We start from the raw sequence: 12,457 nt of genomic DNA on the forward strand, positions 1-12,457 counted from the left end.
GCATTCGAATCATTCAAGGAGAGCAGGGAAACGTGGCTGAAGTCACTGAGCGCGCGCCGGGCAAGCGGCGTATGCGAGGGCGGCCGCTGGCCGGGGCGTCCGTCGGACCGGACGTGATATTGCGGGCCGCGCGCCGTACGTTCGCGAAGCGGGGCTACGACGCGACGAGCGTGCGCGAGGTCGCGCGCGAGCTGGGCATCGACGCGGCGCTGATCGCCCATCATTTCGGTACGAAGGAAACGTTGTGGCTGGCCGTCGTCGAGCAGATCGTCGAGATCGCCGAGCCGATGTTCGATGCGCTGCGTGCGTTGCGCACGTCGCCGCTGTCGCATCGCGAACGCGTGCGGCGCGCACTCGAGCTGTGCGTCGACCATGAGTTCGACGAACCCGACATGGGCATGTTCTTCTCGACGGCGGCGACCGAAGTGGGCGGGCGGCTCGACCGGCTGCAGGAGCGGCTGGTCCGTCCGTATTACGACGTGATGTTCCCGCTGCTGGCGGACGCCGTGCAGGCCGGCGCGATTCGCGCGGTCGATCCGAACGTGCTGTTCTTCATGATCGCGAGCGCGATCGGCAACACGGTGTCGTACAGCCACATCATGCTGGAGTTCACGTCGCTGCCCACGCAGCCGGACGCGTTCCGGCGTGCCGTGACCGACGCCGCGTTCAACCTCGTCGGCGACTGAGCGCCGCGCGCCACGCGCACACTCACGTCGCGGCAACCAGCCCCAGTTCGCGCACCGCGTTTCGCGCGGTCTCGCGCAGCGCATCGACGAGCGGCGATGGCGTCCGGTACGCGATCGCCAGCTCGTACGCGAGCGGGCTGCCCGCACCCTTCAGTTCGCAGAACGTAATGCCTTTCGGTTGCATCGGCACGAACAGGCGCGGCATCAGCGCGACGCCGATCCCGCCCGCGACGAGCCCGGCCGTCGTCTGCATCTGGCGCGGCTGCTGGACGACGCGCGGCGCGAAGCCGGCCTGCGCGCACGCGGTCACGATCAGCGCATGCATGCCGGGACCGTGGTGCGCGGCGAACATGACCCACGGGTCGTCCGCCAGGTCGGCGAGCGCGATGTGCCGGCGGCGTGCGAGCCGGTGACCGTCGGGCAGCGCCGCGACCATCCGGTCGCGCAGCAGCGGCTCGACGCGCACGTCGCCCGCGTCGGCCACGGGCAGCACGACGAGGCCGACGTCCGTGCGGTCGTGGCGCAGCGCGAGCACCTGCTCGGCGGTCGTGCCTTCCTCGAGCTGGAAATCGACGCCTGGATGGCGTTCCTGGAACGCCCGCAGGATCAGCGGCAATAGCGCGTTGACGGTGCTGTCGACGAAGCGCAGCCGCAGCGTGCCGCCGAGGCCCGCGCCCGCGCGGCGGGCCACGGCCACCGCGCGTTCGGCCTGTTCGAGCGCGCGCCGCGCTTCGAGCAGGAAGGCCTCGCCGGCCGGCGTGAGCGTCGAGCCGCGGTTGTCGCGCTCGAGCAGCGAGACGCCCAGCTCGTCCTCGAGCTTGCGGATCGCCGCGCTGAGCGGCGGCTGCGCCATGTGCAGCCGCTCGGCCGCACGCCGGAAGCTGAGCGTCTCGGCAACCGCGATGAATTGCCTGAACTGGCGCAGATCGACCATGCGATACCTTTCGTGTATCAGTGGATCATCGAATTCGTATTTTACCTATCACCTCGCCACGCCCAGACTTGCACTGTCGGCAATCGTCAACATTCGGGAGGGCAGGACATGACGGGCAGTGAACGGCAACGGACGGCGATCGTCACGGGCGGGTCGAGCGGGATCGGCTTCGCGATCGCACGGCGGCTGGTGGAGGATGGGTATCGCGTCGCGATCGTCGGGCGCGACACGGCGCGGCTGGACGCGGCCGTCGCGCGTCTCGGTGGCGCGGCGATCGGGCAGGCCGCTGATTTGAGCGTGCGGCGCGAGGCCGAGGCGGCGGTCGACGCGATCGTCGCGCAGTGGCCTTGCGTGGACGTGCTGGTCAACAACGCGGGGCTGACCGGCCGCGTTAGCGCGGACACCGAGGCGGGCGAGGCCGAGACCGTGTGGGATGCCGTGCTCGACGCGAACCTGAAAAGCCTGTTCGTGACGACCCTGGCCGTGCTGCCGCACCTGGCCGGGCGCGACGCGCGGATCGTCAACCTCGGCTCGATCGCGGCGCGCGCCGGCAGCCTGCTGCCGGGCGGCCTGGCGTACGCGGCGGCGAAGGCCGGCGTCGAAGGGTTCACCGTTGCGTTGGCGCGCGAACTCGGGCCGCGCGGCGCGACGGTCAATACGGTCGCGCCAGGCTATATCGCCGACACACGCTTCTTCGGCGACGGCGGCGTCGCGCCGGCCATCGCGGCGACGATTCGCGAGCAGACACCGGCCGGCCGCGCCGGGCATCCGGACGACATCGCGGACGCGGTCGCGTGGCTCGCCGGACCGCGCGCGTCGTTCGTCACCGGCGCGACGATCGCGGTGAACGGCGGCTGGCGCGTCGGGTGACGCCATCCGTACCTGCGGCCGGGCACGGCATCGCGCGCCTCGCCCGGCCGCCGGTCATTCGAGGTCCTTGGGCGGCGTATCGCCGAGCCAGCGCCGCGCGCCGGGCCCGTTGCGGCCCGCGCGATCTTCCGGGTTCGTCAGCTTGCAGCGCTTCAGCGACAGGCAGCCGCAGCCGATGCATTCGTCGAGGTTGATGTAGAGCCGCTGCAGTTCCTCGATCCGGCTCGCGACGCGTTGCTTCCAGCCGCGCGACAGCCGCTGCCAATCCTTGTTGCTCGGCGCGGTGTCCTCGGGCAGGCTGACGAGCTGCTCGGCGATCTCGTCGAGCGAATAGCCGATCTTCTGCGCGAACACGATGAACGCGATCAGCCGCAGCACCGCGCGTGAATAGTGGCGATGGCTCGAGCCGTTGCGGTGCGACTTGATGAGCCCGCGCGTCTCGTAGAACCGCAATGTCGACGCCGGCACGCCGCTGCGCGCGGCCACTTCGCGGATCGACATCAGCGGCCATTGCGGGATTTCCTGGATACCCATGACACCCCTCCGGGAAAGCTTGACTTGAAGTTAACTTCAACTTTTATGCTACGCGGCAGTTTAACCCGTCGCGAGGCATCATGCTCTCCTTATCCCTACGCAGGACGTCGCCTTTGGGCGCGGCCTGTGCACTGCTGCTGGCGTTGTCGGGCTGTCACGACGGCAAAGGCGCATCGTCGGCCCCGGCCCTTCCCGAAGTCGGCGTTGCCACCATCGCGCCGCGCACGATCCGCCTCGCGGACGAATTCAACGGACGCGTCGAAGCGGTCGACGCAGTCGAACTGCGGCCGCGCGTGAGCGGCTATCTGCAGCGCGTCGCCTACAAGGAGGGTGACCTGGTCGCGCAGGGTGCGCTGCTGTTCGAGATCGACCCGCGCCCGTACCGGATCGCACTCGATCGCGCGAACGCGCAGCTGCAGCGGGCCCGCGCGGCCGCGAGCCTCGCGAACGTGCAGCTCAAGCGCGTGCAGACGCTGATCGATGCGCATGCGACGTCGCAGGAAGAACTCGACAACGCGCGCGCCACGGCCGAGCAGGCGCGGGCGGACCTGCAGGCGGCCGATGCGGCCGTCGCCGACGCGAAGCTCAATCTCGGTTTCACCGAAGTGCGTGCGCCGATCGCGGGCCGCGTCGGCCGCGCGGTCGCCACCGTCGGCAACCTGGCGCGCGCGGACGACACGCTGCTGACGACCGTCGTGTCGCAGAACCCCGTCTACGTGTATTTCGACTGCGACGAACAGAGCTACCTGCGCTACAACGCACGGCGTGCCGACCCGAAGCATCGCGCGATCGGCGCCGATCCGGTTCGCGTGGGCCTCGCGAACGAGACGGGCTTCCCGCATGCGGGCACCGTCGATTTCCTCGACAACCGTCTCGACCCGCAGACGGGCACGATCCGCGCGCGCGTGCGGCTGCCGAATGCGGACCATGCGTTTACGCCCGGCCTGTATGCGCGCGTGCAGCTCGTCAGCGGCCGCGACCAGGATGCGCTGCTCGTCGACGACAAGGCCGTGCTCACCGACCAGGACCGCAAGTACGTGTATGTGATCGGCCCCGGCGACAAGGCACTGCGCCGTGACGTGACGATCGGCCGCGGGCTGGACGGCGAGCGGATCATCGAGAAGGGGATCCAGGCGGGCGACCGCGTGGTCGTCGACGGCATGCAGCGGATCTACTATCCGGGCGCGCAGGTGAAGCCGAAGGCACTGCCCGTACGCGCCGATGCCGGTGCTGGTGCCGGTTATGGCGCGGGCAGTGGATCGGGCAACGGTACGCAGGCCGTCGCCGATGCCGGCGCGCCGGCCGTGCAGTGACGGGAGCGATACGATGGATTTCTCCCGATTCTTCATCGACCGGCCGATCTTCGCGGTCGTGCTGTCGATCGTCATCTTCGCGATTGGCCTGATCTCGATTCCGATGCTGCCCGCGGGTGAATACCCGGAAGTCGTGCCGCCGAGCGTCGTCGTGCGTGCGACGTACCCGGGCGCGAACCCGAAGGAAATCGCCGAATCGGTCGCCGAACCGCTGGAAGAGGCGATCAACGGCGTCGAAGGCATCATGTACATGAAGTCGGTCGCCGGGTCGGACGGCAGCCTGCAGGTCGTCGTCACGTTCCTGCAGGGCGTCGATCCCGACACGGCCGCCGTGCGCGTGCAGAATCGCGTGAGCCAGGCGCTGTCGCGCCTGCCCGACGAGGTGCGCCAGTACGGCGTGACCACGCAGAAGCAGTCACCGACGCCGTTGATGTACGTGAGCCTCTATTCGCCGGACAACAGCCGCGATTCGCTGTACCTGCGCAATTACCTGACGCTGCACGTGAAGGACGAGCTGTCGCGGCTGACCGGTGTCGGCGACGTCGGCTTGTCCGGCTCCGGCGACTACGCGATGCGGCTGTGGCTCGACCCGAACCGGCTCGCGTCGCGCGGGCTGACCGCGAGCGACGTGATTGCCGCCGTGCGCGAGCAGAACGTGCAGGTGTCGGCCGGCCAGCTCGGCGCGGAGCCGACGCCGAAGAAAAACGACTTCCTCCTGTCGATCAACGTGCGCGGCCGGCTGCGCACGGCGCAGGAGTTCGGCGACATCGTGCTGCGCAACGGCGACGACGGCCAGGTCGTGAAGCTGTCCGACGTCGCGCGCGTCGAGCTCGGCGCGGGCGACTACACGCTGCGCTCGTACTTCAACGACAGGCAATCGGCCGTGGTCGGCATCTTCCTGTCGCCGGGGGCGAACGCGCTCGAAGTCGCGAAGGCCGTGTATGCGAAGTTCGACGAACTGTCGAAGCGCTTCCCGCCCGGCGTCGCGTACCGTCCCGTGTGGGATCCGACGGTATTCGTGCGCGATTCGATCCGCGCGGTGCAGCACACGCTGATCGAGGCCGTCGTGCTGGTCGTGCTCGTCGTGATCCTGTTCCTGCAGACGTGGCGCGCGTCGATCATTCCGCTCGTCGCGGTGCCCGTCTCGGTGGTCGGCACGTTCGCGTGGCTCTATCTGCTCGGCTATTCGATCAACACGCTGACGCTGTTCGGGCTCGTGCTCGCGATCGGGATCGTGGTCGACGATGCGATCGTGGTCGTCGAGAACGTCGAGCGCAACATCGCGCAGGGCTTGAGCCCGCGCGACGCCGCGCACCAGGCGATGCGCGAGGTGTCGGGGCCGATCGTCGCGATCGCGCTCGTGCTGTGCGCGGTGTTCGTGCCGATGGCGTTCATGTCGGGCGTCACGGGGCAGTTCTACCGGCAGTTCGCGGTGACGATCGCGATCTCGACGGTGATCTCCGCGATCAACTCGCTGACGCTGTCGCCCGCGCTCGCCGCGAAGCTGCTGCGTCCGCACGGCGCGCCGAAGGATGCGCTCACGCGCGGGCTCGACCGCGCGTTCGGCTGGCTGTTCCGTCCGTTCAACCGCTTCTTCGACCGCAGCTCGGATCGCTATCACGGCGTCGTCTCGCGCACGCTGAAGCGGCGCGGGGTGGTGTTCGCGGTCTATGCGGCGTTGCTCGGGGCGACCGCGCTGCTGCTCAACGCGGTGCCGGGCGGCTTCATCCCGGTGCAGGACAAGCTGTACCTGTTCGCGGGCGCGAAGCTGCCGGAAGGCGCGTCGCTGGCGCGCACCAGCGAGGTGACCGAGCAGATGACGAAGATCGCGCTCGGCACCGACGGTGTCGAGATGGTGCCGGCGTTTGCCGGGCTGAATGCGCTGCAGGGCGTGAACACGCCGAACATCACGAACTCGTACGTGATCCTGAAGCCGTTCGGCCAGCGCCACCGCAGCGCCGCGCAGATCAACGCGGACCTGAACGCACGCTTCGCGGCCATCGGCGGCGGCATCACCTATGCGCTGATGCCGCCGCCGATCCAGGGCCTCGGCAACGGCTCGGGGTATTCGCTGTACCTGGAGGATCGCGGCGGGCTCGGCTACGGCGCATTGCAGAACGCGCTCACCGCGTTCCAGGCCGCGGTCGCGAAGACGCCGGGGATGAGCTACCCGGTCAGCTCGTACCAGGCGAACATCCCGCAGCTCGAGGTGAAGGTCGACCGGCTGAAGGCGAAGGCGCAGGGCGTCGCGCTGACCGACCTGTTCAGCACGCTGCAGGTCTATCTCGGCTCGATGTACGTGAACGACTTCAACCTGTTCGGCCGCGTGTACCGCGTGATGGCGCAGGCAGATGCCGGCCACCGGCAGACGGCCGCCGACATCGCGAACCTGCGCACGCGCAACGCGAAGGGCGAGATGGTGCCGATCGGCTCGATGGTGACGGTGGCGCCCGCGTACGGGCCCGACCCGGTCGTCCGCTACAACGGCTATCCGGCCGCCAACCTGATCGGCGACGCCGATCCGAAGGTGATGTCGTCGTCGCAGGCGATCGAGAAGCTGCAGCAGATCGCGAAGGACGTGCTGCCGCCGGGGATCGTGCTCGAGTGGACCGACCTCAGCTACCAGCAGGTCACGCAGAGCAACGCGGCGATCGTCGTGTTCCCGCTCGCGGTGATGCTCGTGTTCCTCGTGCTCGCGTCGCTGTACGAGAGCTGGACGCTGCCGCTCGCGGTGATCCTGATCGTGCCCGTGTGCATCTGTGCGGCGTTGTTCGGTGTGTGGCTGTCGGGAGGCGACAACAACGTGTTCGTGCAGGTCGGTCTCGTCGTGCTGATGGGGCTGGCGTGCAAGAACGCGATCCTGATCGTCGAGTTCGCGCGCGAGCTGGAAATCCAGGGCAAGGGCGTGATCGAATCCGCGCTGGAAGCGTGCAAGCTGCGGCTGCGTCCGATCGTGATGACGTCGGTCGCATTCATCGCGGGTTCGGTGCCGCTTCTGATCGGCAGCGGCGCGGGCAGCGAAGTGCGGGCCGCCACCGGCATCACCGTGTTCGCCGGGATGCTCGGCGTCACGCTGTTCGGGCTGTTCCTGACGCCCGTGTTTTATGTCGCGATCCGCAAGCTCGCGGGCGGCACGCCGGCCGTGTGGAGCGAACACCACGGCACCCTCGAAGGAGAAAACCGATGAGCGCCGCTTTCCGTTTTTCCGCGCTCGCGATGTCGGTGACGCTCGCCGCATGCGCGGTCGGCCCCGATTTCAGGCGGCCCGATACGGCTACCGCCGAGCGGTTTGCCCGCGACGCGCATCCGGCGGCGCAGCGCGACGTGTTGCCGTCCGGCAAGACGCCGGATACGCCGCCCGACGCGTCGGCCGATGCCGATGCCGCATTCTGGCGCGGTTTCGGCGATCCGCAGCTGACGCAGCTGATCGACACGGCGCTCGCGGCGAACCAGGATCTCCAGGTCGCCGTGTCGCGCTACGACGCATCGAATGCGCTGCTGTCGCAGGCCACGTTCGACCGCTACCCGACGATCACCGCGAGCGGGAAGATCGGTCATCAGCTGATGAGCAAGGACCAGGCGTTCGGGGCGCCGCGCAGCCAGCGCGATACGCCGACGTCCAGCGTCGGGATCAATGCGGCGTGGGAACTCGACCTGTTCGGCCGCGTGCGTCGTTCGATCGAGTCGCAGCGCGCGGAGACGGCTGCCAGCGCGGCGGACGTGCGCGCGGTGCGCGTCGCGATCGCCGGCGAGGTGGCGAGCACGTACGTCGACTTGCGCGGCTCGCAGGAGCGGCTGCGGATCGCACGCGAGAACGCCGACAACCAGAAGCAGACGCTCGCGCTGATCAATGCGCGCGTCGGCGCGGGGCGCGGCTCCGAACTCGATGCGGCGCGGGCGCGCGCGCAGTACGAATCGACGACGTCGCGGATCGCCGTGTACGAGGCGGCGATCGGCGTCGACGAGCACCGGCTCGCGGTGCTGACCGGGCAGACGCCGGATGCGCTGATCGGCCGCTTCGATCTCCCGAAGGCCGCCGGGTCGGCGGGCACGCCCGTGCCGCTGCCGGTGCTGGCCGCCGACATCGATCCCGGCACGCCGGGCGATCTGCTGCGGCGCCGGCCCGACGTCGCGGCCGCCGAGGCGCGGCTGCATGCGGCGACCGCACGCGTCGGCGTCGCGACGGCCGACCTGTTTCCGCGCTTCACGCTGTCGGGCCTGCTCGGCAGCGCGACGAGCAGCTACGGGTTCTTCCGTGCGGGCAGCGATACGAACCTGATCGCGCTCGGCATCGACTGGTCGTTTCTCGACGTCGGCCGCGTGCGCGCAAGGATCGCCGCGAGCGATGCGGAAGCGGCCGGGCAGCTCGCGCAATACCGGCAGACCGTGCTCGGGGCGCTGGAGGAAACGGAGAACGCGCTGCTGCGTGCGGCACGCACGCGTGACGAGACGGATCATCTCGTGCGGGCCGCGACCGACAGCGCGCGTGCCGCGCAACTGGCGCAGGCGCGTTTTTCGGCGGGTGCGATCGACTACTACGAAGTGCTCGACGCGCAACGCACGCTGCTGCAGGCGCAGGATGCGGCGGCCGACGGGCAGATGCGCAGTGCGGCGTCGACGGTCGCGCTGTACAAGGCGCTTGCGGGCGGCTGGCCGTCGGGAACGGGGCAGGGGCCGCAAGGCCCGCTCGCGCAGACGGGGCAGTAGCGCGGGCAAGGCGGCGCGGCAGGCCGGCGCAATCCTGCCTGCCGCGCGCCGCGGGACTACACGCTGGCCGGATCGATCTTGTCGATGTCGATGCCGTAGCGCCGGATGGCTTCGCCGACGCGCGCACGCGGGATCGCGCCGTCGTCGGCGAGCGCCTTCAGCGCCGCGACCACGATGAAGTGCCGGTCGACCTCGAAGAACGTGCGCAGCGCGTCGCGCGTATCCGAGCGGCCGAAGCCGTCGGTGCCGAGCGACACGAAGCGCCGGCCGTCGACGAACGCACGGATCTGGTCGCCGACGATCTTCATGTAATCGGTCGCGACGACCACCGGCCCCGTGCGGCCGTCGAGGCATTGATGCACGTACGGCACGCGCGGCGCCTCATCGGGATGCAGCAGGTTCCAGCGTTCGGCGGCCAGCCCGTCGCGGCGCAGCTCGTTCAGGCTCGTCGCGCTCCACACGTCGCTCGACACGCCGAAGTCCTGCGCGAGCAGATCGCTCGCGGCGATCACTTCACGCAGGATCGCGCCGCTGCCCATCAACTGCACGTGCGGCACGTCGGCCGCGCGCGACGCGCCTTCGCGCAGCAGGTAGAGGCCCTTGAGAATGCCGGCCTCCGCACCGTCGGGCAGCGCCGGATGCGGGTAGTTTTCGTTGAGCAGCGTGATGTAGTAGTAGACGTCCTCCTGTTCCGCGAACATCCGCCGCAGGCCGTCGCGCACGATCACCGCGAGTTCGTACGCATAGGTCGGGTCGTACGACACGCAGTTCGGAATCACCGACGACAGCACGTGGCTGTGCCCGTCGTCGTGCTGCAGCCCTTCGCCCATCAGCGTCGTGCGGCCCGATGTCGCGCCGAGCAGGAAGCCGCGTGTACGCGCGTCGCCGGCCGCCCACGCGAGATCGCCGACCCGCTGCAGCCCGAACATCGAATAGAAGATGTAGAACGGGATCGTCGGCAGGCCGTGGTTGCTGTAGGCGGTACCGGCCGCGATCCACGACGCGATCGCGCCCGATTCGTTGATGCCTTCCTGCAGGATCTGCCCGTCCTTCGCTTCCCGGTAGTAACTGAGCTGGCCCGCGTCCTGCGGCGTGTAGAGCTGGCCGAGATGCGAGTGGATGCCGATCTGGCGGAACAGCCCCTCCATCCCGAACGTGCGGGATTCGTCCGGCACGATCGGGACGACCAGCTTGCCGAGTGCCGGGTCCTTCAGCAGCGTGCCGAGGATGCGCACGAACGCCATCGTCGTGGACAGCGCGCGTTCGCCGCTGTCCTTGAGCTGCGCGTCGAATGCGGCGAGCGGCGGCACCGGCAGCGGCGCCACGTCGCTGAAGCGGGCCGGCACGTGGCCGCCGAGCGCGGCGCGGCGTTCCGCGAAGTAGCGTGCCTCGGCGCTGCCGGGTTCGGGTTTCAGGTACGGCAGGTCGTCGAGTTGCGCGTCGCTGACCGGCAGCGCGAAGCGGTCGCGGAACGCGCGTACGGCATCCGCGCTCATCTTCTTCAACTGGTGGTTCACGTTCTGGCCTTCGCCGGCTTCGCCCATCCCGAAGCCCTTGACCGTCTTCGCGAGCACGACGGTCGGCCGCCCGTCCGCGTGCATCGCCAGCGTATAGGCCGCATGCACCTTTTCCGGATCGTGGCCGCCGCGCGCGAGTTTCCAGATGTCGTCGTCGGACAGGTCGGCGACGAGCTCGAGCAGTTCGGGATACTTGCCGAAGAAATGCTCGCGCACGTACGCGCCGCTCTGCGACTTGAAGGTCTGGTAGTCGCCGTCGACGCATTCCATCATGCGCTGACGCAGCAGGCCCGTTGTGTCGCGTTCGAGCAGGCGATCCCAGCCGCCGCCCCAGATCACCTTCACGACGTTCCAGCCCGCCGCGCGGAACGTGCCTTCGAGTTCCTGGATGACCTTGCCGTTGCCGCGTACCGGGCCGTCGAGACGCTGCAGGTTGCAGTTGACGACGAAGATCAGGTTGTCGAGCCGTTCGCGCCCGGCGAGCGAGATCGCGGCGAGCGATTCGGGCTGGTCCATTTCGCCGTCGCCGAGAAATGCCCAGACCTTGCGGCCCTGGTGCGCTTTCAGCCCGCGATATTCGAGGTAGCGCATGAAGCGCGCCTGATAGGCGGCCGTGAGCGGCCCGAGCCCCATCGACACGGTGGGGAATTGCCAGAAATCCGGCATCAGCCGCGGATGCGGATACGACGACAGCCCGTCGCGTCCCGCTTCGCGGCCGGTCTCGCGGCGGAAGTTGTCGAGTTGTGCGTCCGTGATGCGGCCTTCCAGGTACGCGCGGCCGTAGATGCCGGGCGCCGAATGGCCCTGGATGTAGACCATGTCGCCGTCGAAAGTATCGGTGCGGCCGCGGAAGAAGTGATCGAAACCGACGTCGTACAGCACCGCGGCCGACTGGTAGGTCGCGATGTGGCCGCCGACGTTCGAATGCCGGGTGGCGCGCAGCACCATCACCATCGCGTTCCAGCGGATCATCGCGTTCAGGCGCCGTTCGAGCGCGAGATCGCCCGGATAGGCCGGCTGCCGTTCGCGCGGCACCGTGTTCACGTACGCGGTCGTCACGCGGCCGTGCAGGTCGCCGTGGCGCGCCGCGTCGAGGTCGGAAAGCCGGTCGATCAGGTAATGCGCGCGCGGGCGGCCCTCGAGCGCGATCACGGATTCGAGCGCATCGAGCCATTCGCGGGTTTCCTGCGGGTCGATGTCGGGTAGCGCGAGAGGTGCGGTCATGCAATGTCTCCAGAAGCATAAGGCTGCGCGGGGCGGCGGTCGTGGCGCCGCATCGCGCGACGGGACGCCCGTCGATCGGCGGGCAGGTAATTGCAATTGCAATCGTATGGGGGCAATTGTTATCGAGGTAAAATTTAATTGCAACTGCAACTGCAATTCAATGAGAGGAACGACCTGACATGAGCGCACCCGAACCCGATCTGTGGTTCTCGTTCGTCCGCGCGCACCGGACGATGATTCGCGAAATCGAGCGCCGCCTCGCGGCTGCCGGCCTGCCGGCGTATGCGTGGTACGACGCGTTGTGGGGGCTCGAAAGCGGGCCCGACGGCACGCGCCGGATGCACGAGCTGGCCGACGTGCTCGCGATCGAGCGTTACAACCTCACGCGGCTGGTCGACCGGCTCGAGCAGGAAGGGCTCGTCACGCGCGCCCGTTCGGCGGACGACGGCCGCGCCGCGTACGCGAGCATCACCGACAAGGGGCGCACGCTGCGCAAGAAGATGTGGAAGGTGTACCAGTCGACGGTCGCGGAACTCTTCCTCGATCAGTTCGGCGGCAAGGAGCAGGCGGCGATGGCCGCCGCGCTCGATCGTGCGACCGCCGCGGCGCGCGAGGCGGCAGCCGACGCGAAGTAGCGGCGGGCTGCCGGCGCGTCAGCCGCTCGCGTGGCGG

The 12,457-nt window shown here is 69.0% G+C and carries 9 protein-coding genes; 6 read left to right on the forward strand and 3 right to left on the reverse strand.

Translation table 11 applies throughout. The annotated features are described in order from the left end of the window. The first annotated feature begins 32 nt into the window (after window positions 1–32). Complete coding sequence (locus DPV74_RS23955; protein ID WP_027789427.1) at window positions 33–686, forward strand: TetR/AcrR family transcriptional regulator; 654 nt, start codon at window positions 33–35, stop codon at window positions 684–686. A gap of 22 nt (window positions 687–708) precedes the next feature. On the opposite strand, the gene DPV74_RS23960 is transcribed toward DPV74_RS23955, so the two are convergent. After that, window positions 709–1,620 carry a LysR family transcriptional regulator gene (locus DPV74_RS23960; RefSeq protein WP_119338070.1) on the reverse strand — a complete coding sequence of 304 codons (912 nt, stop codon included), beginning with the start codon at window positions 1,618–1,620 and terminating at the stop codon, window positions 709–711. 108 nt (window positions 1,621–1,728) lie between these two features. Here DPV74_RS23960 and DPV74_RS23965 point away from each other — a divergent pair, with 108 nt between their 5' ends. After that, on the forward strand, window positions 1,729–2,490 hold the full coding sequence (locus DPV74_RS23965) for an SDR family NAD(P)-dependent oxidoreductase (RefSeq protein WP_119338071.1): 762 nt from the start codon (window positions 1,729–1,731) through the stop codon (window positions 2,488–2,490). Between the two features lie 54 nt (window positions 2,491–2,544). Here DPV74_RS23965 and soxR read toward each other — a convergent pair whose 3' ends face one another. Continuing rightward, window positions 2,545–3,024: a redox-sensitive transcriptional activator SoxR gene (soxR, locus tag DPV74_RS23970; protein ID WP_027789424.1), complete on the reverse strand. Its 480-nt coding sequence runs from the start codon at window positions 3,022–3,024 to the stop codon at window positions 2,545–2,547. Between the two features lie 80 nt (window positions 3,025–3,104). On the opposite strand from soxR, the gene DPV74_RS23975 reads away from it, so the two are divergent. Genes DPV74_RS23975 through DPV74_RS23985 form a run of 3 tightly spaced genes read left to right on the forward strand, consistent with a single transcriptional unit; the run spans window position 3,105 to window position 9,044 of the window. Then, window positions 3,105–4,337 carry an efflux RND transporter periplasmic adaptor subunit gene (locus DPV74_RS23975; RefSeq protein ID WP_059697646.1) on the forward strand — a complete coding sequence of 411 codons (1,233 nt, stop codon included), beginning with the start codon at window positions 3,105–3,107 and terminating at the stop codon, window positions 4,335–4,337. Between the two features lie 13 nt (window positions 4,338–4,350). Beyond that, window positions 4,351–7,524: an efflux RND transporter permease subunit gene (locus tag DPV74_RS23980; RefSeq protein ID WP_119338076.1), complete on the forward strand. Its 3,174-nt coding sequence runs from the start codon at window positions 4,351–4,353 to the stop codon at window positions 7,522–7,524. Continuing rightward, complete coding sequence (locus tag DPV74_RS23985; RefSeq protein ID WP_119338072.1) at window positions 7,521–9,044, forward strand: efflux transporter outer membrane subunit; 1,524 nt, start codon at window positions 7,521–7,523, stop codon at window positions 9,042–9,044. The genes DPV74_RS23980 and DPV74_RS23985 overlap by 4 nt, the downstream gene beginning before the upstream one ends. Before the next feature lie 56 nt (window positions 9,045–9,100). On the opposite strand, the gene aceE is transcribed toward DPV74_RS23985, so the two are convergent. Further along, window positions 9,101–11,785, reverse strand: a complete 2,685-nt coding sequence (gene aceE, locus DPV74_RS23990; RefSeq protein WP_119338073.1) for a pyruvate dehydrogenase (acetyl-transferring), homodimeric type — start codon at window positions 11,783–11,785, stop codon at window positions 9,101–9,103. A gap of 179 nt (window positions 11,786–11,964) precedes the next feature. On the opposite strand from aceE, the gene DPV74_RS23995 reads away from it, so the two are divergent. Then, window positions 11,965–12,420, forward strand: coding sequence for a MarR family winged helix-turn-helix transcriptional regulator (locus DPV74_RS23995; protein WP_027789419.1), 456 nt, complete (start codon window positions 11,965–11,967; stop codon window positions 12,418–12,420). Window positions 12,421–12,457 lie beyond the last annotated feature (37 nt).

It is taken from the genome of Burkholderia sp. HAN2018, assembly GCF_024704855.1.
GTDB lineage: Bacteria > Pseudomonadota > Gammaproteobacteria > Burkholderiales > Burkholderiaceae > Burkholderia > Burkholderia cepacia.

Excerpts from the sequence above, each read along its gene's own strand:
- aceE (WP_119338073.1), bottom strand. The coding sequence starts at position 11,785 with ATGACCGCACCTCTCGCGCTACCCGACATCGACCCGCAGGAAACCCGC.
- soxR (WP_027789424.1), bottom strand. The coding sequence starts at position 3,024 with ATGGGTATCCAGGAAATCCCGCAATGGCCGCTGATGTCGATCCGCGAA.
- DPV74_RS23965 (WP_119338071.1), top strand. The coding sequence starts at position 1,729 with ATGACGGGCAGTGAACGGCAACGGACGGCGATCGTCACGGGCGGGTCG.
- DPV74_RS23960 (WP_119338070.1), bottom strand. The coding sequence starts at position 1,620 with ATGGTCGATCTGCGCCAGTTCAGGCAATTCATCGCGGTTGCCGAGACG.
- DPV74_RS23980 (WP_119338076.1), top strand. The coding sequence starts at position 4,351 with ATGGATTTCTCCCGATTCTTCATCGACCGGCCGATCTTCGCGGTCGTG.
- DPV74_RS23985 (WP_119338072.1), top strand. The coding sequence starts at position 7,521 with ATGAGCGCCGCTTTCCGTTTTTCCGCGCTCGCGATGTCGGTGACGCTC.
- DPV74_RS23995 (WP_027789419.1), top strand. The coding sequence starts at position 11,965 with ATGAGCGCACCCGAACCCGATCTGTGGTTCTCGTTCGTCCGCGCGCAC.
- DPV74_RS23975 (WP_059697646.1), top strand. The coding sequence starts at position 3,105 with ATGCTCTCCTTATCCCTACGCAGGACGTCGCCTTTGGGCGCGGCCTGT.